This window comes from Pseudomonas granadensis (assembly GCF_900105485.1).
GTDB classification, from domain to species: domain Bacteria; phylum Pseudomonadota; class Gammaproteobacteria; order Pseudomonadales; family Pseudomonadaceae; genus Aquipseudomonas; species Aquipseudomonas granadensis.
Genome location: NZ_LT629778.1, coordinates 557,238 through 580,244, shown reverse-complemented (window position 1 = coordinate 580,244; position 23,007 = coordinate 557,238). Strand labels below are relative to the sequence as shown.

Below are 23,007 nucleotides of genomic sequence, written 5' to 3'. Positions count from 1 at the left end.
GTAGGCAATAAGTCGTCTGCCCGAATCGGGTAGGATTGGCGAAAATGTCGAGGCAAGCTCGAAAAAACAAGGAAATCCCGGGTTGAAACTCAGTGATATCGCGCGGTTGGCCGGCGTGTCCGTGACCACCGCCAGCTACGTCATCAACGGCAAGGCCGAACAGCAGCGCATCAGCCATGCGACCGTCGAGCGCGTGCGCGCGGTGGTGGACTTGCACGGCTTTACCCCAAACCCGCAAGCGGCCGGCCTGCGCAGCCGGCATACGCGCACGCTGGGCTTTATTCTGCCGGATCTGGAAAACCCCAGTTACGCGCGAATCGCCAAGTTGCTCGAGCAAGGCGCGCGGGCTCGCGGTTATCAGTTGCTGATCGCCAGTTCCGACGATGCGCCGGAGAGCGAACGGCAGTTGCTGCAACTGTTCCGCGCGAGGCGCTGCGACGCGTTGATCGTCGCCAGTTGTCTGCCCGCCAGCGATGACAGTTATCGGCAGTTGCAGGCCAAAGGGTTGCCGATTATCGCCATCGACCGGGTCATGGAGCCGGAGCATTTCTGCTCGGTGATCAGTGACGACCGCGAAGCCAGCCTGCACCTGACCCAGAGCCTGCTAGACCCGCAGCCGAAGCAGATCGTGCTGCTCGGCGCGCGCCCGGAACTGAGCATCAGCCAGGAACGTGCCGCCGGTTTCAGACTGGCATTGAGTGACTTCAAAGGCGAAGTGCTGGTCGAGCACGCCGAGGCCTTCAGCCGTGAATGCGGCCAGCAACTGATGGAAGAACTCCTGCAACGTCTGGGGCATTTGCCCGACGCGCTGATCACCACATCCTACGTTTTGCTGCAGGGTGTGTTCGATGCGCTGCACGACTTCCCGCTGAAATCGCGGCCGCTGCGTCTCGGCACCTTCGGCGACACGCAGCTGCTGGATTTCCTGCCGCTGCCGGTCAATGCCATGGCCCAGCAGCACCAGTTGATCGCCGACAAGGCGCTGGAACTGGCGCTCGCCGCCGTCGAGCAATCGGAGTACGCCCCCGGCGTGCAAGCCATCGCGCGTACGTTCAAGCAGCGTATTCACCGGGACTGAACCGTGGAGCTGATCGACAGCCACACCCACCTGGACTTCCCCGACTTCGACGCCGATCGCTCGGCGTTGCTGGCCGAAAGCCGCGCCCTCGGCGTGCGGCGAATGGTGGTGCTTGGCGTGCACACCGGTAACTGGCAGCGGGTGTGGGATCTGGTGCAGAGCGATGCGGATCTGTACGCGGCGTTTGGTCTGCACCCGGTGTTTCTCGATCAGCACCAGCCCGCAGACCTGCAAACCCTGGGTGACTGGCTGACGCGCCTGCACGGTCATCGACAACTGTGCGCGGTGGGCGAGATCGGTCTGGACTACTTCATCGAAACCCTCGACCGCGAGCGCCAGCAGACGCTGTTCGAGGCGCAACTGCAACTGGCCGCGGACTTCGAACTGCCGGCGCTGATCCACGTCCGCCGCAGCCACGCGGCGGTCATCGCAACACTCAAGCGCTTCAAGCTCAAACGCGCGGGGATCATCCACGCCTTTGCCGGCAGCCGCGAAGAGGCGCGCGAGTACATCAAGCTCGGTTTCAAACTCGGCCTTGGCGGCGCGCCGACCTGGCCGCAGGCGTTGCGCATGCACCGCGTGCTGCCGCAGTTACCGCTGGAGTCGGTGGTGCTGGAAACCGACTCACCGGACATGGCGCCGGCGATGTATCCGGGCCAGCGCAACAGTCCGGCGAATCTGCCGGCGATCTGTGCGGCGCTGGCTGAATTGATGCACATCTCAGCTGAACAACTCGCCGCCGGCAGCACCGCCAACTGCTGCGAAATATTTGGCTGGTGACACATCGCCCCCTGTAGGAGTGGGCCTGCTCGCGATAGCGGAGTGTCAGATAAAAAATTGTAACTGACACACCGCTATCGCGAGCAGGCTCACTCCTACAGGGGATCGGCGTATGGCCTAGACACGAAACGCGCTGATCAGTTGTTTAAGCTCCACCACCTGTGCCGACAGCGCCCGGCTGGCATCTTCGGTCTGGTGCGCACCTTGCGCCGTGCGCTCGCCGGCGCGGTTGATTTCGACGATGTTCTGGTCGATGTCGTGGGCGACGGCGGTCTGCTGTTCAACCGCGGCGGCGATCTGCTGGTTCTGATCGACGATCATGCCCACTGCGCCGAGGATGTTTTCCAGCGCCTGCTGGACCTTGGCCGATTGGTCGACGGTGCCGTTGGCCATCTGATGGCTGATGCCCATGGCTTTCACCGCCGCGCCGACGCCGCCGTGCAGCTTGGCGATCATCTGCTCGATTTCTTCGGTCGATTGCTGGGTGCGTTTGGCCAGCGTGCGCACTTCGTCGGCGACTACGGCAAAACCGCGCCCCTGCTCGCCGGCACGGGCAGCTTCGATCGCCGCGTTGAGCGCCAGCAGGTTGGTTTGTTCGGCGATGCTCTTGATCACTTCGAGCACGCGGCTGATCGACTGGCTGTCGCTGGCCAACTGATTGATGACTATTACCGACTGGTCGATTTCGCTGGCCAGCGCGGCAATGCTGCCCTGCTGCGACTCGACCAGACCGCGGCCGCTGACGGTCTCTTCATTGACGCTGTGGGCGCTGCTCACGGCGGCGGCGGCACTGCGCGCGACTTCCTGCGAGGTGGCCGACATCTGATTCATCGCCGTCGCCACTTGCTCGATCTGCGTGCGCTGGCCCGCAACCGCCTGATTGCTTTGCGCCGATACGTTTTCCACCTGCCCGGCCTGGCGCTCGACTTCAGCGACAGTCTGACCGACCCGCTCGATCAAATCGTGAATCTTCTTCACGGTGCCATTGAACACCTCGCCCAACTCGCCGAGCTCGTCGCGGCTGCTGGCCTTGAAGTTGACGGTCATGTCGCCGGCCGCCACTTTGTCCATCATCGCGCCGAGGCGTTTGAGCGTGGTGCGGGTCGAGGCGTAGAAGCCGCCGTAGAGATAGAAAATCAGCACAAACACCAGCGACAGCGCCACGGCCTGCAGGACCATGTGCGTGCGGTTCTCGCTCAGGCGCTGCTGTAATTGCCGGTCGAGAAATTTCAGCGTGGCGTCATTGAGCTGGTAGGTCTTATCGATCAGCCCAGTGATCTGGTCGTAAAACGCCTGCCACGGCGCATCGAGGGTATCGGCCATCACCACCTGCTCTTCGAACAGTTCGCTGGCCTGTTTCAACGACGCCTTGCTGCTCTCGGCCGGGGCATTGAGGAACTCACGCGCGGCGCTGCTGGACGCGAGGGCGTCCTGCAGTTTCAAGGCATATTCGGCCTGGAGTTTTTCAATCTGCACCAGCAGTTCATCGAAACGGGTGCTCGACGCGCTATTGAGAAACCCTTGGCCCAGAGAGTAGGAACCCATCGCCCGGCCTTCACCGAGGGTTTGCGTGACGCTGGGCGTCACGAGCGTCACCAGTTCAGCGAGCTGACGAATATCGCCTTGGTTGTCGCGACTCAAACCCGCCTGACTGCTGATGATCTGGCTGAAAATCTGCGCGCTCGCAAGCAGTTTGCCGATCAGTGCGCTTTTGCTCAGCAGCGAGCTTTCCGCTTGCTGGGACTTGAACGCGGCGATCATCTCGTCGCGCTTGCTATCGAAGAGCTTGATCTGCTCCGAGTCGTCGGTCATCGCCTCCAGCCCTTGCAGGCGCGTCAGTACGGCTTGTTCGAGCGTGGTGATCTGCGCGTCGACATTTCCCGCTTTGCCGGACTGGCCGAGGGTGACGTTGATCTGCACCAGGTTGTTCAGGGTTTCCAGATCGCGGCGCAGGGCCAGGCTGCTGCCCAGCAGGTCGAGACTTTGCAGCTCGATCCGGGTGCCCTGGAATTCGCGATAGGAATCGCGCACCAGATAGAAATTGGTCACCAGCATCGGCACCAGAAACAGCACGCTGATCAGGCTGAACTTCATGCCGAAGCTCAAGCGGTTCATCAGCGAGACGGCGGGATAGAGCAAGCTCTTCACTGGAAGTCTCCCTTGGTTTTTCTTGTTTTTATTGGCAGGCGCGCAGCGACAGCAGATAGCCACTATCGGGCGCTATCTCTGTATAGCTCAAATCGAGGGGAGTTTTTGTAACTTAAGGTTAACGGCAGCGATGCCGAGGGCATGGCGCCCTCGGCACGTCGGGATCAGTGCACCAGCACGGTCCACAGGGCAAAACCGGCATACCACAGCACGGCGGCGCGCAGCAGCAGCTCCCACAGGCAGTCGAGGGTGTTGATGCCTTCCGGCCCGAGCGCCGGTGGCGGGATTTCTCCGGCGGCCAGGCCGACCCGGTTGATCAACTGCGCCGCGCTGATGTTCCAGTTGAGCAATTCATGCAGCATCACCCGACTGACCGCGACGAAGTTGCCGACCAGCGCCAGACTCGCCGCCAGCAAACGCACCGGCAACCAGTCGAAGGCATGGCGCAGTTGCGCGGCGCGCTCGACCAGCGCCGGGTTTTGCCCGTGTTCCTGGGCCAGCGCCAGCAAGCGATACGCCAGTGCTGCCACCGGGCCGAGGACGAAATACCAGAAGATCACCGCGAAGAAGCTTTGATAGGCCTGCCACAACACATGCGCCTGCACGCGTTCGAGCAACTGCTCGCCGCTGTCGGCGCAGATGTTCAGGTCGCGCTTGGCCACATGCGCCGCCGCTTGCAGATCCTCGCGGCGCCAGGCATCGCGAAACGGCCCGAGCCCGCCGAGCAGATCGCCACGCCCCAGGCTGTAAATCACCACCAGCAAATGCACCGGCAAGGCCAGCAAGCCATACGCCACCGGCTCCAGCACCACCAGCAAAAGCGCCAGCAGCGCCACCGGCAACAGCACCAGTACGGTCAGCACCAGCCACGGTTTGCCCGCCATGCGCGGGCTGCTTTCAAGTTTGTGCAGCTCGCGGATCCATCCGCCATCGCGTTGAACCCGATGGCGCAAGGCCGAAAACTTCTCGATCCACAGCGCCAGCAGTAACACCAGAAAACTCATTGTCCTTCCTCTTGTGCCAGGGCCACGCGGTAACGCGCCCAGTCGAACCCCGGGCCAGGATCAGTCTTGCGCCCTGGGGCAATATCACTGTGGCCGCAGATGCGTGCGTCGGTGATCGCCGGAAATGCCTTTTGCAACTGCCGGGTCAAGGCAATCAACGCTTGGTACTGCGCATCGGTGAACGGCTGATCATCGGTGCCTTCCAGCTCGATGCCCACGGAAAAATCGTTACAGGTTTCTCGCCCATCGAAGACCGAGACGCCCGCGTGCCACGCCCGCTCCAGACAGGAGACAAACTGGGTGACCTTGCCGTCACGTTCAATCAGAAAATGCGCCGAGACGCGCAAGTCGGCAATCCCTGCAAAGTAGGGATGTTCGGTGACATCCAGACGATTCTGGAAAAACTCCTGCACCTTGCCCGTGGCGAATTGCGCCGGCGGCAGGCTGATGTTGTGGATGACCAGCAGGGACACTTCGCCCGCCGGGCGCTCATTGAAGTTGGGCGACGGGCAGATCTGCACGCCATGACACCACCCGCTCGCGGGATCCAACTGCATACCGATTCCTTCAACGCCGACTGTGTTGGCGCCCAGTATGCCGTGATCAGCCACCGGCGCGCGATCACTTGGCGCGATTGAGTCGGCGCAGATTGCCCAGCACCGACTCCAGCGCACGGTCGAACAGCAAGGTATTGTCCAGCGCACGTGCCGCACCGCGGCGCAACTCCAGGGCCAGCGCGGTCCTGCTGCGCTCGAGTACTTTCATTCCGGTGCGATCGACGAAGACATATTTGCCGGTGGCTTCGATGATCGCGGCGAGTTTACAGCGCAGGGTATGCTCGTCGTCTTCGGTAAACGCCACCCAACTGCCCACGCGCAATTGCTCGACCTGCCGCAGACCGGGGTCATCGTGGGGCAGGCGCACCGTTGGCAACGTGGTGTCGCCCTCGTCGGCGGCGGGCAGCACGATCTTTTGCGACACCTCGACCATGGGCGCGGCTTGATCGGCTTCGGCGGAACGCTCCAGCACACTGACGTGCAGCGCTTCGAGTTCGCTGAAAAACTCGCTGGTGGCGAACGGATCGAATGCTGAGCTGTTCAAGCCATCACGCAACGACTTGAGCAACCCCGGCACCAGCGCCAACAGACGCAGACTGGATTCGGCGTCTTCATGACGCTGCACGCTCCAGACCAGTTGCTCCATGGTTTGCACGTCGGCCTGCCATTCGGCGGACTGGTCGCCATGTTTCAGGCAGGTCAGCAGCAGGACCTTGCTCCAGGCGTTCTCGACAAACGTGACCACCGACGGCGGCAGGGTTTTGCCCAGCAACGCCTGATTCAACACCTGCTCGACCCGGCGCCGCGCCAGTTCGGTTCGGGCCCGGCCTTCTTCGGCATCGCGCAAACGCTGTTCCAGCAGTTCGCTGCGGCGGCGTTCGTCGCTGGTGAAGGCGAGAAAGTCGGCCAGCAGCTCGGAAAAAATTGCCGGGTCATCGACGAAATCGGTGAGCAAGCGCTGCACCACTTGTTCGATGCGCAGATACAGACTGTCGCGCGCGTCGCCGTCGCAATCGCCCCAGCCCATCGCCGCCTCGGCAATTTCGTTAAGCAGGCGCCGCGCCGGGTGCGTGCCGCGGCTGAAGAAACTTTTGTCGAGCACCGCTACCTTTAGCATCGGAATCTGCAAACGGGCGATCAGCGCCTTGAGCGAATCCGGCACATTGCGGTCTTCGAGAATGCAGTCGAAAACCATGGCGATCAGGTTGATCACGTCTTCATCCGCATCGCCGACGATCCGCGACTTGCCACTCCTGACACTGACCCGCGTCAGCAATTGTTCGAGCTGGTTGCGCAGGTCGAAATCATCCTGAGTTGCCAGCGCCGGCACGTAGTGTTGCAGATGCGAGAGCAGACGCAGCAAGTCGCGGGTGGAGATCGGTTGCGCCGCGACACTCGGCTCCAGGGTTGGCGCGACCGTGCCACGTACCTGCACGAGCAACTGCTGCAACGCGGCGAAGACTTCCTGCACATCGTCATCGGCGGGCGGCGAATCTTCACGCTCGTCGCGCTCGACCTGGGCGGCCGCTCGATCCAGCGCACGCCGCGCCGGCGCTGGTTTCAGTTCCGGCAGCACGCCGGTGGCGAGCAGCAGTTGATTGGCTTCGGCGTACAACTGCTCGGTTTCGGCCAGGACATAGCGCTCGAACAGCTTGAGCAGGATCAGCTTGACCTTGATTTCCACGCCCAGATTGCGTCCGGCCTGCAGGAAGAATTCGCAAAGCAGCGCCGGGCCGAGGGGGTTGTGTTGATCGTCAAGGGTCTTGCCGAGCAACGCGTTGAGCCGCGCCGTCAACTGATCGAGGGCGAAGCCGTCACGCTTGAGCACGCGACGGACCATGGTCTCGATCGCCACGCTGCGCTCCATGTCGTCGGTGCGCGGCGCCGCCTCGTCGAACAGCAGCGTGCGCGGCAAGGCATTCTGGGTGGGGTCGTATTGGGTCAGGCCGACGAAAGCTTCGAAAAACAGTTCGAGAAAGCCGCGTTCGATGTGTTTGCGCTTGAGGCGCAGGTCGCGCATGGCTTCGAAAAAGATGTTCTGCTCGACATCGTTGCGCGCCCGATCGGCCATTTCGAACAGGGTGTCATCGGCGTTATCGAACAGCTCCTGCAAACCGTGGCGCAATTGCTGGGCGGCCTTGTCGCGGACCTGAAGCAGAATCACCGGCAGGCGGGCGAGCGGCGAGTGATTCGCCTGATCGATAGCAGCCTTGTGCAAAGGCACTACTTTTCCGTCGCTGTGCATCCAAGCCTCCTGAAACGGTGATTCGTTCGATCAAGTAACCCCGATCCCCTGTGGGAGCGAGCCTGCTCGCGATGGCGGTGTGTCAGCCGCATCAATGTCACTGAAAAAATGCATTCGCGAGCGGGCTCGCTCCCACAAGTCCCAGCCCATTCTGGCGACATCAGACGTCAATGCCATGACGTCAAATGCAAGGCGGATTATCTTTCATAACGTGCCACCCGCGCCATAGCCGTCAGGGTTTCCCCTAGCAACGCCCCTTCAATGACCACGATATCGCCGGTTTGCTCAAAGAAAATCGACCGGCTGCAGGCCGGCACGCCTGTTCTCACCTTGGGTTGGCTCGCGCCGTACCCCTATAATCGGGCCACTTTGTTTGTGGAGCCCGTTATGCCGAATCTACGTCTCGCCGATCTGACCGCCGAAATCGAAGCCAACGTGCGCCGTGCGTTGCTCGAAGACGTCGGCAGCGGCGACATCACCGCACAACTGATCCCGGCCGAACGTCTGGCCAAAGCCACCATCATTACCCGTGACGACGCCGTCATTTGCGGCACGGCGTGGGTCGATGCGGTATTTCGTCAGCTCGATCCGCGCGTCGCCGTGCATTGGCAAGTGATCGATGGCGAACGGGTCAAACCCAATCAGCCGCTGTTTCATCTGGAAGGCCCGGCGCGTTCGCTGCTGACCGGTGAACGCAGCGCGCTGAATTTTTTGCAACTGCTCTCAGGCGTGGCGACGCGCGCGCAGTACCTCGCCGACTTCGTCGGGCAAACCGAGGTCAAGTTGCTCGACACGCGCAAAACCCTGCCGGGCCTGCGTCTGGCGCAGAAATACGCCGTGACCTGTGGCGGCTGCCATAACCATCGCATCGGCCTCTATGACGCGTTCCTGATCAAGGAAAACCATATCGCGGCCAGCGGCGGCATCACCGAAGCCGTCGCCGCCGCGCACAAGATCGCCCCGGGCAAACCGGTCGAGATCGAAGTGGAAAGTCTGCAGGAACTGAAAGAAGCACTGGATGCCGGCGCCGACATCATCATGCTCGACGAACTGAGCCTCGACGACATGCGCGAAGCCGTGCGCCTGAGCGGCGGCAAGGCGAAACTGGAAGCCAGCGGCGGCATCAACGAAAGCACGCTGCTGCCGATCGCCGAAACCGGAGTGGATTACATCTCGATTGGTGCGATGACCAAGGATGTGAAAGCGGTGGACCTGTCGATGCGCCTCAGCCTCTAACAGCAGCGGCAAGTTTCAAGCTACAAGCCGCAAGCCACAGCGCTTCTGCTTTGACTTGTAGCTTGCCGCTTGAAACTTGTAGCTGCTTTTAGACGACGAGATTGTTCATCTCGCAGTACTCATCCCATTCGACACCCAATACTTCAGCCGCCTCTTTATGCAGTACGAGGCGTTGGGCCTCGAACTCTTCCGGCGTGCTCGTGTACTTGAGCGTCAACTCCCAAGGCTGCAAGCCCTGAGCCTCGGCTTCGTCTTCAAAGGCCCACTGAATCTGGTCTTTCTGATCATCGGGACTCAAGTCCTTGATCTCTTCCTTCAGATCGGGCACGTCCAGAAGGTATTGTTCCAGCGCTTGTTCGTGACGCTGCTCTTGAGTTAATTCAGTCATGGCGTTCTCGTTGATCTGGGAATGGAGGATGGATCTGGATCATCAAGGATCTCTCTGACGCGGCTTGGCCGGCCTTCGGAACCATTCGGGATCATCTGAAAACTGCTAAGCGATGCTCATGCAGGCACCGAATATAGGACGTTTGCATGACGAATTACACGGCTCTTTACATCTCTCGCACAAAAAGCTGACTTGCGGAACATAAATGCCGATCTCGAGTCATAGCGATGTGCCACTTCGGCACTCACCATGCTGTTCACAAGGAAAACCAGTGATGCGCAGCTTCTCGAAAATCTCCGCTGTTGTCTCCACTACCGCTTTGATTGCTGCCCTGGCCCTGCCGGCCAGCGCCATGGCCGTTGAGCTGAGTTCCAGCAGCCCGTCCTATGGCGACAAGGTTTCACTGATCCACAACGACTATGGCAAGACCGTCGTGATCAAAAGCGATATCAGCATCGATGAGTTGCAAAAGATGCGCGATACCCTCAAGGATCAATCACAGCAGATCGAAGAGCTCAAACGCAGCGGCGGTTCCAGCTCAAGCTCCAGCGGCAGGGAGCTGGACGAACTGAAGAACAAGGTCAAGGAACAGGACCGTGAACTCGAATCCCTTGGCCGTCAGGTTGAAGACCTCAAGCGCAACAGCGGCTCCAGTTCCAATTCCAGCAGCAGCGAGATTTCCAGCTTGAAGCAGAAGGTCAACGATCAGGATCGAGCCATGGATCAGCTCAAACGTACCGTCGAGGATCTGAGCCGCAAGGTGAAATAAGCGAGGATGGTGCCCGAGACAGGAATCGAACCTGCGACCTTCGCGTTACGAGTGCGCTGCTCTACCGGCTGAGCTACACGGGCGGTGGGCTAAAACTAGCACCGCTCTTGTGGTCCGGCAACTTCGCAGAATGTCCGGGTATTTCGCGGGCAAAAAAATGCCCCACCGTTTGCACGGCGGGGCATTTTCATTGCGCTAAGGCTGGGGGGTGATTAAACGCCCGAAGCCTTGGCAGCTGCCACGTCTTTGATGGACAGCTTGATACGGCCGCGGTTGTCCACGTCCAGTACCAGCACTTCCACTTCCTGGCCTTCTTTCAGGATGTCGGTGACTTTCTCTACGCGAGCGTCGCTCAGCATCGAGATGTGCACCAGACCGTCCTTGCCCGGCAGGATGTTGACGAACGCGCCGAAGTCGACGATGCGCTCAACCTTGCCGACGTAGATCTTGCCGATCTCGGCTTCGGCGGTGATGCCCAGAACGCGCTGACGAGCAGCTTCTGCAGCTTCCTTGGTTTCGCCGAAGATCTTGATCGAACCGTCGTCTTCGATGTCGATCGAAGCCTTGGTTTCTTCGCAGATCGCACGGATGGTCGCGCCACCTTTACCGATAACGTCACGGATTTTGTCGGTGTCGATTTTCATCGCGATCATGGTCGGTGCGTTGGCCGACAGCTCGGTACGCGACTGGCCGATGATCTGGTTCATCTGACCGAGGATGTTCAGGCGCGCTTCCAGGGCCTGGCCCAGAGCGATCTCCATGATTTCTTCGGTGATGCCTTTGATCTTGATGTCCATCTGCAGCGCGGTCACGCCTTTGGCGGTACCGGCTACCTTGAAGTCCATGTCGCCGAGGTGGTCTTCGTCACCGAGGATGTCGGTCAGGACGGCGAACTTCTCGCCTTCTTTAACCAGACCCATGGCGATACCGGCAACCGGCGCCTTCATCGGTACACCGGCGTCCATCAGAGCCAGGGAAGCGCCGCAGACGGAAGCCATCGAGCTCGAACCGTTGGATTCGGTGATTTCCGAAACCACACGAATGGTGTACGGGAACACGTCAGCGGCTGGCAACATGGCCGAAACCGAACGACGGGCCAAACGGCCGTGACCGATTTCGCGACGACCTGCACCACCCATGCGGCCACACTCGCCTACCGAGAACGGCGGGAAGTTGTAGTGCAGCATGAACGGGTCTTTTTTCTCGCCTTCCAGGGTGTCCAGCAGTTGTGCATCACGGGCGGTGCCCAGTGTTGCAACGACCAGCGCCTGGGTTTCACCGCGGGTGAACAGTGCCGAACCGTGAGTCTTCGGCAGAACGCCGACTTCGATGTTCAGCGGACGTACGGTGCGGGTGTCGCGGCCGTCGATACGTGGCTTGCCGTTGACGATGTTTTCGCGAACGGTGCGGTATTCGATTTCGCCGAAAGCAGCTTTGACTTCAGCAGCGGAAGGCTGGCCTTCTTCGCCCGACAGCTTGGCAACCACCTGGTCACGCAACTCGCCCAGACGCGCATAGCGGTCGGCCTTGATGGTGATGGTGTAAGCCTGGGAGATCGCGTCGCCGAACTCGGCACGGATAGCGCCCAGCAGTTCGGTGGCTTCAGGCTGTGGAGCCCAGTTCCAGGTTGGCTTGGCAGCTTCAGCGGCCAGTTCCTTGACAGCGTTGATCACCACCTGGAACTCGTCGTGGGCAAACAGTACCGCGCCCAGCATCTGGTCTTCGGTCAGCTCTTTGGCTTCCGATTCAACCATCAGCACGGCGTCGGAAGTACCGGCAACGACCATGTCCAGGCTCGAAGCGGCTTGCTGCTCGTAAGTCGGGTTCAACAGGTAGCCGGTGCTTTCATGGAAAGCCACGCGCGCGGCGCCGATCGGGCCGTCGAATGGAATGCCGGAGATGGCCAGGGCAGCCGAGGTACCGATCATCGCAGCGATGTCCGGATCGGTCTTCTTGCTGGTGGAAACGACGGTGCAGACAACCTGCACTTCGTTCATGAAGCCTTCAGGAAACAGCGGACGGATCGGACGGTCGATCAGTCGGGAAGTCAGGGTTTCTTTTTCGGAAGGACGGCCTTCACGCTTGAAGAAACCGCCAGGGATCTTACCGGCAGCGTAAGTCTTTTCCTGGTAGTGAACGGACAGAGGGAAAAAGCCCTTGCCCGGATCGGCTTGCTTGGCACCGACAACGGTCACCAATACGCTGACGTCGTCGTCAACGGTGACCAGCACTGCGCCGGAGGCCTGACGGGCGATACGGCCAGTCTCGAGGGTAACGGTCGACTGACCGAACTGGAATTTTTTGATTACCGGGTTCACGGTGTCCTACCTTCTTTGTGGCTCTTGGGGGAAACGGTTTCTTGCGAATTCTTGGGCAATCTCGGGAATCGGCCCGATGTGGATTGTCCGGGTGCTACAGGTAAAGCCATGCCGCAGATAAAACTTGAGGCTGGGAGCCTGCAAGGCGCCAGCGGCGAACCGCTGACGACTTGCAGACAACCAACCTCATAGCGCAATCGCTGATTAGCGACGCAGACCCAGGCGAGCGATCAGAGCGCTGTAACGGCTCACGTCCTTGCCTTTCAGGTAGTCCAGCAGCTTGCGACGCTGGTTTACCATGCGGATCAGACCACGACGGGAGTGGTGATCTTTACCGTTGGCCTTGAAGTGACCTTGCAGTTTGTTGATGTTGGCGGTCAGCAGTGCAACTTGCACTTCTGGCGAACCAGTGTCACCAACAGCTTGCTGGTAGTCAGCAACGATTTGAGCTTTTTCTTGAACGTCGAGAGCCATGAGGCAATCCTTCCTTATCAGGAAACTGTTTCAAAAAAACAGTTTCAACAGGCCAGGGACAAATCCCTGTATCTATAAATGAGTCGTGACCGTGCCTGTTGACAGCCACACTCGCCGACCTGCTGTGACGCAGGCCGGTTCCGGTCATTCCGACCGAATCAAACGACGTGGCGCAATGCGCCCGTCTTCGCTCACTTCACCGATGCCGATGAAGCGACCATTGTGATCCTGTACCCGTACCATGCCGAACTTCGGAGCATCCGGGGCACGTACCGGCTGGCCGTTGAGCCAGTAAAACGCGCTCGCTTCCGAGAAATGCAGCAACGGCCAATCCTGCAGGCCGCTGTCCGATGGCATCAGGAAGCGATCGACCGCTTCGTTGCCGCCTTCGGCATGTACCGCTTCCAGCTCTTCGAGGGTCACCGTCTGCGCGAGGGTGAAAGGCCCGGCCTGGGTACGGCGCAATTCTGCGACGTACGCACCACAACCGAGTTGCTCACCAATATCCTCCACCAGGGTGCGGATATAGGTGCCCTTGCTGCAGTCCACCGCAAGACGCGCAGTATCGCCTTCGAAGGCCAGCAATTCCAAGCGCGCAATAGTAACAGAACGCGGTTCGCGCTCCACTACTTCGCCTGCACGGGCCAGCTTGTACAGCGGCTGGCCATCACGCTTGAGCGCCGAGTACATCGGCGGTATCTGACTGATTTGACCGCGAAATTTCGGCAAAACCGCTTCGACATCGGTGCGACCAACGGTCACCGGACGTTCCTGCAAAACCTCACCTTCGGCATCGGCCGTGGTGGTGGTCTTGCCCAGTTGCGCCAGGGTTTCGTAACCCTTGTCGGAATCGAGCAGGTACTGCGAGAACTTGGTCGCTTCGCCGAAGCACAACGGCAGCACACCGGTGGCCAGCGGGTCGAGGCTGCCGGTGTGACCGGCCTTCTCGGCATTGAGCAGCCAGCGCACCTTCTGCAACGCGGCGTTGGAGGTGAACCCCAGCGGCTTGTCGAGCAGGATGATGCCGCTGACGTTACGACGGATACGTTTGACCTGAGCCACCGAGTTACTCCTTGGTGTCTTCAGGTGCAGGCGCCGCGACGTGCTGATTGTCTTCAGCCACGGCGCGCTCGATCAGCGCCGACAAGTGCGCGCCACGCACGACGGATTCGTCGTAGTGGAAGTGCAATTGCGGCACGCTGCGCAGCTTCATTTCACGGGCCAGTTGCATGCGCAGGAAACCTGCGGCGGCATTCAGCACCTTGATGCTTTGCGCGATGTCTTCGGCGTTGTCCTGCCCCATTACGGTGATGAAGATCTTCGCGTGACCGACGTCACGGGAGACTTCCACTGCAGTGATGGTGACCAGACCCACGCGCGGGTCTTTGACTTCGCGACGGATCAGTTGAGCCAGCTCGCGCTGCATCTGATCGCCGATACGTTGGGTACGGCTGTATTCTTTTGCCATGATTTGTTACCTGTTACTGCCCAGCGGTGAAACCCGCAAGGTCTGAAAGCGGCAAACGCCCGGCCTGACAAATGCCAGACCGGGCGTTGCGTTTAGAGTCCGGACGCTGCACCGCGCATTTGCATGCTACGGCGCATCGTGGCCCTTGAAGTGCGCGAGTCAGAGGCTGCGAGCAACCTGAACCTTCTCGAAGACTTCGATCTTGTCGCCGACTTTGACGTCGTTGTAGCTCTTCACGCCGATACCGCATTCCATGCCGGCACGTACTTCGGAAGCGTCATCCTTGAAGCGGCGCAGGGATTCCAGCTCGCCTTCGAAGATAACGATGTCTTCACGCAGTACACGGATCGGACGGTTACGGTGCACAACACCTTCGATCACCATGCAACCGGCGATCGCGCCAAACTTCGGCGAACGGAACACGTCACGCACTTCGGCCACACCCAGGATGTTCTCGCGAACATCGCTGCCGAGCATGCCGGTCAGGGCTTTCTTGACGTCTTCGATGATGTCGTAGATCACGTTGTAGTAACGCATGTCCAGACCTTCCTGCTCGACGATCTTCCGTGCGCCAGCATCGGCACGCACGTTGAAGCCGAACAGTACAGCGTTGGAAGCCAGTGCCAGGTTGGCATCGGATTCGGTGATACCACCGACGCCGCCGCCCACTACGCGCACTTGAACTTCGTCGTTGCCCAGGCCATTCAAGGCACCGTTCAACGCTTCCAGCGAACCACGGACGTCGGATTTGAGGACGATGTTGAGCGTCTTCTTCTCGGCCTGACCCATGTTTTCGAAGATGTTTTCCAGCTTGCCGGCGTGAGCGCGAGCCAGTTTGACTTCGCGGAACTTGCCTTGACGGAACAGAGCCACTTCACGGGCTTTCTTCTCGTCGGCAACCACGCTCATCTCGTCGCCAGCGTCCGGGGTACCGTCCAGGCCGAGGATCTCGACAGGGATGGAAGGACCGGCTTCCTTGATCGGCTTGCCGTTCTCGTCGAGCATGGCACGCACGCGGCCATAGTTCGAACCGACCAGAACCATGTCGCCCTGGCGCAGGGTGCCGTCCTGAACCAGCACGGTGGCTACCGGGCCACGACCTTTGTCGAGACGCGATTCAACCACCACACCACGGCCAGGAGCCGATGGAGTCGCTTTCAGTTCGAGAACTTCGGCCTGCAGCAGAACGGCTTCAAGCAGCTCGTCCACGCCAGTACCCATTTTCGCGGATACCGGAACGAATGGTGTGTCGCCACCCCAATCTTCGGAGGTCACACCGTGAACCGATAGTTCGCTGCGGATGCGATCGAGATCGGCGCCCGGCTTGTCGATCTTGTTCACCGCAACCACCAGAGGCACGCCAGCTGCCTGGGCATGCTGGACTGCTTCGATGGTTTGCGGCATCACGCCGTCGTCGGCTGCAACCACGAGGATCACGATGTCGGTCGCCTTGGCACCACGGGCACGCATTGCGGTAAACGCAGCGTGACCCGGGGTGTCGAGGAAGGTGACCATGCCGCGATCAGTTTCAACGTGGTACGCACCGATGTGCTGGGTGATACCGCCGGCTTCGCCAGCAGCTACCTTGGCACGACGGATGTAGTCGAGCAGGGACGTCTTACCGTGGTCAACGTGGCCCATTACGGTCACGACAGGAGCACGGGAGAACGATTCACCTTCAAACTTCAGGGACTCGGCCAGGGAATCTTCCAGGGCGGTGTCGCTGACCAGGGTCACTTTGTGGCCCAGTTCTTCGGCTACCAGCTGAGCAGTTTCCTGATCAAGCACCTGGTTGATGGTCGCTGGGGTACCCAGTTTGAACATGAACTTGATGATCTCAGCCGCTTTGACCGACATCTGATTGGCCAGATCGCCAACCGTGATGGTCTCGCCGATCTGCACATCACGCACGACAGGGCCGGTAGGGCTCTGGAAACCGTGGGCGTTGCGCTTCTTCAGCTTGGCCTTGCCGCGACCGCCGCGACGGAAGCCATCGCTTTCTTCGTCGGTAGTGCGTGGCGCCACGCGTGGAGCCGGGGCTTTTTCCTTAACCGATGCGCGATGCGGAGCGTTTTTACGCTCGCCATCACCACCGCCGCTGCGACGATTGTTGTCGTCGGCACGCGGCTTGTCAGGACGGCGCTGTTCGTTCTGCTTGTTGCGAACGTCAGCAGACGGCGCTGGAGCAGCAGCCACCGGCGCGCTTTCGCGCACAGGCTCGGCCACGGCAGCCGGTGCCGCAACGGCGTCGCTGGCAGCGGCTTGCGCAGCAGCAGGCTGGCGACGCGCTTCTTCTTCGGCGCGCTGCTTGGCTTCTTCTTCAGCCTTCTGACGGGCAGCATTTTCTACTGCGCGACGCTCATCCAGTTCACGCTTGCGCTCGGCTTCGATTTCTTCCGGGCTGCGCTGTACGAAAACTTTCTTCTTGCGAACTTCTACGCTGATGCTCTTGCTACCAGCCACCCGCAGGGTGCTGGTGGTTTTACGCTGCAGCGTGATCTTGCGTGGTTCTTCCACTTTCGCCTTGTGGCTGCTTTTCAAGTGAGTCAGCAGGGACTGCTTCTCACTGTCAGTCACATTTTCGTCGGCGGCGGTGTGCGGCAGACCTGCCTCACGCATCTGCTGCAACAGGCGCTCTACCGGTGTTTTGACCTCATCGGCCAGTTGTTTCACCGTGACTTGCGTCATGCACTTCTCTCCTCAGGCCGCGCCTAATTACTCGAACCAGTGGGCTCGGGCGGCCATGATCAACTTGCCGGCACGATCATCGTCAATGCCGTCGATGTCGAGCAGGTCGTCAATAGACTGCTCGGCCAGGTCTTCGCGGGTAATTACGCCGCGCACCGCCAGTTCCATCGCCAAATCCTTGTCCATACCCTCAAGCGAGAGCAGGTCTTCGGCCGGATGGGCGTCTGCCAGCTTTTCCTCAGTAGCGATGGCTTTGGTCAACAAACGATCCTTGGCACGAGCGCGAAGCTCGTCGACGATATCCTCGTCGAAGCCGTCGATGTTGAGCATCTCCTCCACCGGTACGTAGGCAATCTCTTCCAGGCTGGTGAAGCCTTCGTCAACCAGCACCTGCGCCAGCTCTTCGTCGACTTCCAGCTCGTCGATGAAGTTGCGCAGGATGTCGCCGGTTTCCGCTTGCTGCTTGGCCTGGATGTCCGATTCGGTCATCACGTTCAGGGTCCAGCCAGTCAACTGGCTGGCCAGACGCACGTTCTGACCACCACGACCAATGGCCTGAGCCAGGTTATCTGCGCCAACGGCGATGTCCATGGCATGGGCATCCTCGTCGACAATAATTGCCGCAACCTCGGCCGGAGACATGGCGTTGATCACGAACTGGGCCGGGTTATCGTCCCACAGCACGATGTCAACACGCTCGCCGCCCAACTCGCCCGACACTGCCTGGACGCGCGAACCGCGCATACCGATGCAAGCGCCCTGCGGGTCGATGCGTTTGTCCTTGGAGCGGACGGCGATCTTGGCGCGCGAGCCCGGATCACGGGACGCTGCCATGACTTCGATGAGGCCTTCGGCAATCTCCGGCACTTCGATGCGGAACAGCTCGATCAGCATTTCCGGCGCGGTACGCGACAGGATCAGCTGCGGGCCGCGGTTCTCGGTGCGGATTTCCTTGAGCAGCGCACGCAGACGCACGCCGACACGGAAGGTTTCGCGAGAGATGATGTCTTCACGGGCCAGCAACGCTTCAGCGTTGTTGCCCAGATCGACGATCACGTTGTCGCGGGTAACTTTTTTCACGGTGCCGGAGATGATTTCTCCCAGGCGCTCGCGATAGGCGTCAACCACTTGAGCGCGCTCGGCTTCGCGAACTTTCTGCACGATGACCTGCTTGGCAGTCTGTGCAGCGATGCGGCCGAACTCGATGGATTCAATTTTTTCTTCGACGACGTCACCGACCTTGGCACCCGGATGCGTTTCGGCAACCTTGCTTGGCCAGGTCTCGATGGCCGGATCGTCGAGATCATGCTCTTCGACGACCGTCCAGCGACGGAAGGTTTCGTAGGAACCGGTGTGGCGGTTGATTTCCACACGCAGGTCCACTTCGTCTTCAAAACGCTTTTTGGTAGCAGTGGCCAGAGCCAGCTCCAGCGCTTCAAAAATTACGCTTGCCGGTACACCCTTTTCATTGGATACCGACTCAACAACCAGCAGTACTTCTTTGCTCATCGTACGCCTCGCCTTTCGCAAGCCATTGGATCCGCGGGATCCGCGTCTCAGTCAAAACTGGGAATAATGTTGGCCTTGTCGATCATATCGATCGGCAACAGGAACTCGTGGTCTTCTACCTGCACCACGACGTCCTGCTCTTCTACACCGCGCAGAAGGCCCTGAAAATTGCGTCGACCTTCGAAAGGCGAGCGCAGCTTGATCTTCACTTGTTCACCGGCAAATTTGGCAAACTGCTCAAGAGTGAACAGCGGGCGCTCCATGCCAGGCGAGGAAACTTCAAGGGTGTATTCAACGGAGATAGGATCTTCAACATCCAGAACACCGCTGATCTGACGGCTGACAATGGCGCAATCGTCCACCAGCACGCCACCCTCTTTATCGATATAAACGCGCAACATCGAGTGACGACCCTGAGCCGAAAACTCGATACCCCAGCATTCATAGCCCAGGGCCACGACCACCGGGGCCAGCAAGGCCTGCAACTCTTCTAGCTTGCTCGACACCTGAACCCCCTAGTGCATGATATGTGCATGCTTTGCAAAATAAAAAAATGGGCATAACGCCCATCCTTGAAACGCCGTCGAACAGCGGCGTTGAAAGTATCCAGCTAACAAAAAGCCCCTTAAAAGGGGCTCCTTAAACTGGTTGCGGGGGCCGGATTTGAACCGACGACCTTCGGGTTATGAGCCCGACGAGCTACCAGACTGCTCCACCCCGCGACAAAGCTGGGGCGGAAGTATACGACCGATCCCTTATAGGGTCAATGTAACCTTCCACCTGCAAGAAAGCCCGCAACAGCGGGCTCTCCTGACTAATTGGTACCGAGAAGGGGACTCGAACCCCTACACCCTATGGGCACAACCACCTCAAGGTTGCGTGTCTACCAATTCCACCACCTCGGCAAAACTACGTTTGAAACCCTTCTTACTTCTGCTCTTGAGCTGGAGGTACGTCAGTCGCTGGAGTAGCCGACTTTTGCTCTTGAAGCACCGGGACATCATCAGAAGCCGGTTGTTGTTGCTTAGGTACTTCCAACACTGCTGGATCTGGCAAACCTGCTTGAGTCAGCTGATGAGCCTTCTCTTTAGCAAAGTAACCTAACCCCAAGCTGGTTATGAAGAAACCGGCGGCAAGTATAGCAGTAAACTTACTAAGAAAGGTAGAGGAACCTTGGCTTCCGAACACAGTATTTGAAGCACCTGCTCCGAAAGACGCGCCAGCGTCCGCACCCTTACCCTGCTGCAGCAAAACCAGAGCAACTACGCCCAATGCACCCAGCAGATGAAAAACGACTACGACTGTTTCCAGCATTTTCTCAGTTTCCCGCGGCGCGACAGATCGCACCGAACTCATCTGCATTCAGGGAAGCTCCACCAATGAGCCCCCCATCGATATCCGGCATGCCGAACAGTTCGGCCGCATTGGCCGCCTTCACGCTGCCGCCGTATAGAAGCCGCACACCTCGTGCGACTTCAGAATTCTCTGCCGCCAACTGCTCGCGAATGGCTTTATGCACATCCTGAGCCTGTTGCGGCGTTGCAGTCAGTCCGGTACCAATGGCCCAGACAGGCTCGTAAGCAATGACTGCCTTGGCAAAGGCACCGACACCCAGCTCCTCGATGATGCTGCCCAGCTGACGCCCGACAACCTCAAGAGTTTTACCGGCTTCACGTTGCTCGAGGGTTTCCCCTACACACAACACCGGAATCAAGCCGCATGCCTGTGCCGCTGCGAACTTGCGATTCAGCATCCCGTCGCGCTCGCCCATTATCTGGCGGCGTTCGGAGTGCCCGACAAGCACCAGGGAACAACCTGCATCCACCAACTGACTGGGAGCAATCTCACCGGTCAGTGCACCTTGCATGGCTTCCACCGCAGAATTCTGCGCGCCGACCGAAATCGACTTGCCTTTCAAGCCATCAATCACTTGATTGATATGCAAGCAAGGCGGGAATACCGCAACATCAACACCGCTTGGCAAGGCCAGATGACGAAGGCCGTTGATCAGCTCAGCGACGCTGGCGCGGGTACCGTGCATCTTCCAGTTACCAGCTACCATAGGGCGACGCATGCTGTACCTCGTCGGTCAAAGTGGGCGCAGATGTTACCCAAGAGAATGAAGGCTGGCAAGCCGAATCAGGCAGAAACTTCAGTTACCAGTTTTGCCAGTTCTTCGGCATAGCCGCGAACCTGAGTTTCGTCCTCGCCTTCGACCATTACGCGCACCAAAGGCTCTGTTCCCGACTTGCGCAAAAGCACTCGACCACGACCGGCCATTGCCTGGGTTACACGCGCACTCGCCTCTTTGACAGCAGGGTGCTCCAGCGGGCTTTCACCACCACCGAAACGCACGTTGATCAGCACCTGAGGACACTTGCGCAGCGCCTGACGGGTTTGCGCCAGACCTTCATTACGGCTCTTCAACGCCATCAGTACCTGCAAGGCGGCAATGATCGCATCACCGGTCGTAGTGTGATTGAAGCAGACAACATGCCCCGAATTCTCGCCACCCACCAGCCAGTTGCGCTCCAGCAGCTCGGCGATTACATAGCGGTCACCGACATTGGCCCGGATAAACGGGATGGACAGATCGGCAAGCGCCAACTCAAGACCCAGATTACTCATCAAGGTACCAACCACGCCGCCCTGCAACTTGCCGCGCTCATGCAGGTCACGTGCGATGATGAACAGCAAATCGTCGCCATCGACAATGGCGCCGGTGTGATCGACCATCAGAACGCGATCACCATCACCATCGAATGCGATGCCCAGATCCGCGTGCTCAGCCAGCACCGCAGCCTGCAACGGCCCCATGTGGGTCGAGCCGCAGTTATCGTTGATGTTCAGACCGTTAGGCTGCGCCGACAGCACGGTCACTTCTGCGCCCAACTCGCGGAACACGCTTGGCGCAACCTTATAGGTCGCGCCGTGTGCGCAATCGATGACAATCTTCATACCGGAAAAACTGGTGCCGGTTGGCACACTGCTTTTGCAGAATTCGATGTAACGACCGGACGCATCGTTGATTCGCGACACTTTACCGATCTTGCTCGACTCAACCACCGTCATCGGCGCGTCGAGCAACTCTTCGATCATCAACTCCAACTCATCCGGCAGCTTGGTGCCTTTGCCGGAGAAGAACTTGATGCCGTTGTCGTCGTGCGGATTGTGCGATGCACTGATCACGATCCCGGCCTCAGCCTGGAATGTGCGCGACAGATAGGCAATCGCCGGGGTCGGCATCGGACCGAGCAACATGACATCGGCGCCTGCCGATGTCAGGCCGGCCTCGAGAGCCGATTCGAACATGTATCCGGAAATACGCGTGTCCTTGCCGACCAGCACCTTGCAGGCGCCCATCTTGCGGAACGCCATGCCGGCGGCCCAGCCGAGCTTGAGCATGAAGTCAGGAGTGATCGGGTACACACCGACCCGGCCACGAATGCCGTCGGTACCAAAGTATTTTTTGCTCATAAACGCTCCATCATTCTTATTCGGCTGATTCTACGGCCGTGATCATCCGCACCACATCTACCGTTTCCGCCACATCATGGACGCGCAATATACACGCACCTTTTACCGATGCCAGCGCAGCAAGGGCCAGACCGCCATGAAGACGCTCGCCCACGGGACGATTCAAGGCCTGCCCGATCATGCTCTTTCGCGAAACACCCACAAGCAACGGCCTGCCCAACGCATGCAGGGCTTCCATGTGTTTGAACAAGCTTAGATTGTGCTGCAGGGTTTTGGCGAAACCGAAACCGGGATCGAGAATGATGCGCTCGGCAGGGATGCCGGCCGCCGCACACTGCGTCATGCGCTCGGCGAGAAACTCACCCACTTCGCGGGTCACATCCTGATACTGCGGGTTGTCCTGCATGTTTCCAGGCTCGCCGAGCATGTGCATCAGACACACCGGCAAACCGGTCGCCGCCGCCGCGTCCAGCGCACCATCGCGCTGCAGCGAACGGACATCATTGATCAGGCCAGCGCCGAGTCGCGCGGTTTCGCGCATGACCGCTGGCGTCGAGGTATCGACCGAAATGATCACGTCGAGCTCGCGATTGATCAGCTCGACGATCGGCGCCACGCGCTCAAGCTCCTCCAGCGGTGACACCGCTCTTGCACCTGGGCGCGTGGATTCGCCACCGACATCGATAAGCGTCGCGCCGGCAGCCACCATGGCTTCAGCGTGACGCAATGCAGCGTCCAGCTGGCTGTATTGGCCGCCATCGGAAAAGGAATCGGGAGTGACGTTGAGAATGCCCATGACATGTGTCCGGGCCAAATCAAGAACCCGGTTGCCGCAAGGCAACCGGGTCAGGGACTGTACAGAGGTCAT

The 23,007-nt window shown here is 59.6% G+C and carries 20 protein-coding genes and 3 tRNA genes; 4 read left to right on the top strand and 19 right to left on the bottom strand.

What is annotated here, in order from left to right; all coding sequences use genetic code 11:
* Positions 1-82: 82 nt before the first annotated feature.
* Positions 83-1,078 (top strand): catabolite repressor/activator, encoded by a 996-nt coding sequence (gene cra, locus BLU52_RS02430; RefSeq protein ID WP_090281723.1) that lies wholly within the window; start codon positions 83-85, stop codon positions 1,076-1,078.
* A gap of 3 nt (positions 1,079-1,081) precedes the next feature.
* On the top strand, positions 1,082-1,858 hold the full coding sequence (locus BLU52_RS02425) for a TatD family hydrolase (RefSeq protein ID WP_090281722.1): 777 nt from the start codon (positions 1,082-1,084) through the stop codon (positions 1,856-1,858).
* Between the two features lie 117 nt (positions 1,859-1,975).
* Here BLU52_RS02425 and BLU52_RS27210 read toward each other — a convergent pair whose 3' ends face one another.
* The 4 genes from BLU52_RS27210 to BLU52_RS02405 all read right to left on the bottom strand — a co-directional run bounded on the left by BLU52_RS27210 (position 1,976) and on the right by BLU52_RS02405 (position 7,812).
* Complete coding sequence (locus BLU52_RS27210; protein WP_408003553.1) at positions 1,976-2,680, bottom strand: methyl-accepting chemotaxis protein; 705 nt, start codon at positions 2,678-2,680, stop codon at positions 1,976-1,978.
* Between the two features lie 1,490 nt (positions 2,681-4,170).
* Positions 4,171-5,010, bottom strand: a complete 840-nt coding sequence (gene ampE / locus BLU52_RS02415) for a regulatory signaling modulator protein AmpE (RefSeq protein ID WP_090281720.1) — start codon at positions 5,008-5,010, stop codon at positions 4,171-4,173.
* Positions 5,007-5,567 carry a 1,6-anhydro-N-acetylmuramyl-L-alanine amidase AmpD gene (gene ampD / locus BLU52_RS02410; protein WP_090281719.1) on the bottom strand — a complete coding sequence of 187 codons (561 nt, stop codon included), beginning with the start codon at positions 5,565-5,567 and terminating at the stop codon, positions 5,007-5,009. The genes ampE and ampD overlap by 4 nt, the downstream gene beginning before the upstream one ends.
* A 64-nt stretch (positions 5,568-5,631) precedes the next feature.
* Complete coding sequence (locus tag BLU52_RS02405) at positions 5,632-7,812, bottom strand: DUF1631 domain-containing protein (RefSeq protein WP_090281718.1); 2,181 nt, start codon at positions 7,810-7,812, stop codon at positions 5,632-5,634.
* Between the two features lie 387 nt (positions 7,813-8,199).
* Between BLU52_RS02405 and nadC the strand changes: the two genes are divergently transcribed.
* A complete protein-coding gene (nadC, locus tag BLU52_RS02400) occupies positions 8,200-9,048 on the top strand; it encodes a carboxylating nicotinate-nucleotide diphosphorylase (RefSeq protein ID WP_090281717.1) in 849 nt (282 codons plus the stop codon).
* Between the two features lie 88 nt (positions 9,049-9,136).
* On the opposite strand, the gene BLU52_RS02395 is transcribed toward nadC, so the two are convergent.
* Entirely contained in the window at positions 9,137-9,436 is a 300-nt protein-coding gene (locus tag BLU52_RS02395) for a DUF6388 family protein (protein WP_090281716.1), read from the bottom strand.
* Positions 9,437-9,710: 274 nt separating this feature from the next.
* On the opposite strand from BLU52_RS02395, the gene BLU52_RS02390 reads away from it, so the two are divergent.
* Positions 9,711-10,205: a hypothetical protein gene (locus BLU52_RS02390; RefSeq protein ID WP_090281715.1), complete on the top strand. Its 495-nt coding sequence runs from the start codon at positions 9,711-9,713 to the stop codon at positions 10,203-10,205.
* Positions 10,206-10,212: 7 nt separating this feature from the next.
* Here BLU52_RS02390 and BLU52_RS02385 read toward each other — a convergent pair.
* The 14 genes from BLU52_RS02385 to folP form a co-directional block, all read right to left on the bottom strand.
* Positions 10,213-10,288, bottom strand: a tRNA-Thr gene (locus BLU52_RS02385).
* Positions 10,289-10,417: 129 nt separating this feature from the next.
* Positions 10,418-12,523 carry a polyribonucleotide nucleotidyltransferase gene (gene pnp, locus BLU52_RS02380; protein ID WP_090281714.1) on the bottom strand — a complete coding sequence of 702 codons (2,106 nt, stop codon included), beginning with the start codon at positions 12,521-12,523 and terminating at the stop codon, positions 10,418-10,420.
* A 204-nt stretch (positions 12,524-12,727) separates the two neighbouring features.
* Positions 12,728-12,997 carry a 30S ribosomal protein S15 gene (gene rpsO, locus BLU52_RS02375; RefSeq protein WP_011332409.1) on the bottom strand — a complete coding sequence of 90 codons (270 nt, stop codon included), beginning with the start codon at positions 12,995-12,997 and terminating at the stop codon, positions 12,728-12,730.
* A gap of 144 nt (positions 12,998-13,141) precedes the next feature.
* A complete protein-coding gene (gene truB / locus BLU52_RS02370; protein ID WP_090281713.1) occupies positions 13,142-14,059 on the bottom strand; it encodes a tRNA pseudouridine(55) synthase TruB in 918 nt (305 codons plus the stop codon).
* A gap of 4 nt (positions 14,060-14,063) precedes the next feature.
* Positions 14,064-14,465, bottom strand: a complete 402-nt coding sequence (gene rbfA, locus BLU52_RS02365) for a 30S ribosome-binding factor RbfA (protein ID WP_016771753.1) — start codon at positions 14,463-14,465, stop codon at positions 14,064-14,066.
* 159 nt (positions 14,466-14,624) lie between these two features.
* Complete coding sequence (infB, locus tag BLU52_RS02360) at positions 14,625-17,153, bottom strand: translation initiation factor IF-2 (RefSeq protein WP_090281712.1); 2,529 nt, start codon at positions 17,151-17,153, stop codon at positions 14,625-14,627.
* A 27-nt stretch (positions 17,154-17,180) separates the two neighbouring features.
* Positions 17,181-18,662 carry a transcription termination factor NusA gene (gene nusA, locus BLU52_RS02355; protein ID WP_090281711.1) on the bottom strand — a complete coding sequence of 494 codons (1,482 nt, stop codon included), beginning with the start codon at positions 18,660-18,662 and terminating at the stop codon, positions 17,181-17,183.
* Positions 18,663-18,709: 47 nt separating this feature from the next.
* Positions 18,710-19,168: a ribosome maturation factor RimP gene (gene rimP, locus BLU52_RS02350; protein ID WP_007973115.1), complete on the bottom strand. Its 459-nt coding sequence runs from the start codon at positions 19,166-19,168 to the stop codon at positions 18,710-18,712.
* A gap of 139 nt (positions 19,169-19,307) precedes the next feature.
* A tRNA-Met gene (locus BLU52_RS02345) sits at positions 19,308-19,384 on the bottom strand.
* 97 nt (positions 19,385-19,481) lie between these two features.
* A tRNA-Leu gene (locus BLU52_RS02340) sits at positions 19,482-19,567 on the bottom strand.
* A 22-nt stretch (positions 19,568-19,589) separates the two neighbouring features.
* Positions 19,590-19,976, bottom strand: coding sequence for a preprotein translocase subunit SecG (gene secG, locus BLU52_RS02335; protein WP_027610782.1), 387 nt, complete (start codon positions 19,974-19,976; stop codon positions 19,590-19,592).
* Between the two features lie 4 nt (positions 19,977-19,980).
* Positions 19,981-20,736 carry a triose-phosphate isomerase gene (tpiA, locus tag BLU52_RS02330; protein ID WP_090281710.1) on the bottom strand — a complete coding sequence of 252 codons (756 nt, stop codon included), beginning with the start codon at positions 20,734-20,736 and terminating at the stop codon, positions 19,981-19,983.
* 65 nt (positions 20,737-20,801) lie between these two features.
* Positions 20,802-22,139, bottom strand: a complete 1,338-nt coding sequence (glmM, locus tag BLU52_RS02325) for a phosphoglucosamine mutase (RefSeq protein WP_090281709.1) — start codon at positions 22,137-22,139, stop codon at positions 20,802-20,804.
* Positions 22,140-22,155: 16 nt separating this feature from the next.
* Positions 22,156-23,007, bottom strand: coding sequence for a dihydropteroate synthase (gene folP, locus BLU52_RS02320; protein ID WP_090281708.1), 852 nt, complete (start codon positions 23,005-23,007; stop codon positions 22,156-22,158).

Bases quoted from the DNA above. Each gene is read 5' to 3' on its own strand.
- BLU52_RS27210 (WP_408003553.1), bottom strand. From the start codon at position 2,680: ATGTCGGCCACCTCGCAGGAAGTCGCGCGCAGTGCCGCCGCCGCCGTG.
- ampE (WP_090281720.1), bottom strand. From the start codon at position 5,010: ATGAGTTTTCTGGTGTTACTGCTGGCGCTGTGGATCGAGAAGTTTTCG.
- ampD (WP_090281719.1), bottom strand. From the start codon at position 5,567: ATGCAGTTGGATCCCGCGAGCGGGTGGTGTCATGGCGTGCAGATCTGC.
- BLU52_RS02405 (WP_090281718.1), bottom strand. From the start codon at position 7,812: ATGCACAGCGACGGAAAAGTAGTGCCTTTGCACAAGGCTGCTATCGAT.
- nadC (WP_090281717.1), top strand. From the start codon at position 8,200: ATGCCGAATCTACGTCTCGCCGATCTGACCGCCGAAATCGAAGCCAAC.
- BLU52_RS02395 (WP_090281716.1), bottom strand. From the start codon at position 9,436: ATGACTGAATTAACTCAAGAGCAGCGTCACGAACAAGCGCTGGAACAA.
- BLU52_RS02390 (WP_090281715.1), top strand. From the start codon at position 9,711: ATGCGCAGCTTCTCGAAAATCTCCGCTGTTGTCTCCACTACCGCTTTG.
- rpsO (WP_011332409.1), bottom strand. From the start codon at position 12,997: ATGGCTCTCGACGTTCAAGAAAAAGCTCAAATCGTTGCTGACTACCAG.
- rbfA (WP_016771753.1), bottom strand. From the start codon at position 14,465: ATGGCAAAAGAATACAGCCGTACCCAACGTATCGGCGATCAGATGCAG.
- infB (WP_090281712.1), bottom strand. From the start codon at position 17,153: ATGACGCAAGTCACGGTGAAACAACTGGCCGATGAGGTCAAAACACCG.
- nusA (WP_090281711.1), bottom strand. From the start codon at position 18,662: ATGAGCAAAGAAGTACTGCTGGTTGTTGAGTCGGTATCCAATGAAAAG.
- secG (WP_027610782.1), bottom strand. From the start codon at position 19,976: ATGCTGGAAACAGTCGTAGTCGTTTTTCATCTGCTGGGTGCATTGGGC.
- tpiA (WP_090281710.1), bottom strand. From the start codon at position 20,736: ATGCGTCGCCCTATGGTAGCTGGTAACTGGAAGATGCACGGTACCCGC.
- glmM (WP_090281709.1), bottom strand. From the start codon at position 22,139: ATGAGCAAAAAATACTTTGGTACCGACGGCATTCGTGGCCGGGTCGGT.
- folP (WP_090281708.1), bottom strand. From the start codon at position 23,007: ATGACCTCTGTACAGTCCCTGACCCGGTTGCCTTGCGGCAACCGGGTT.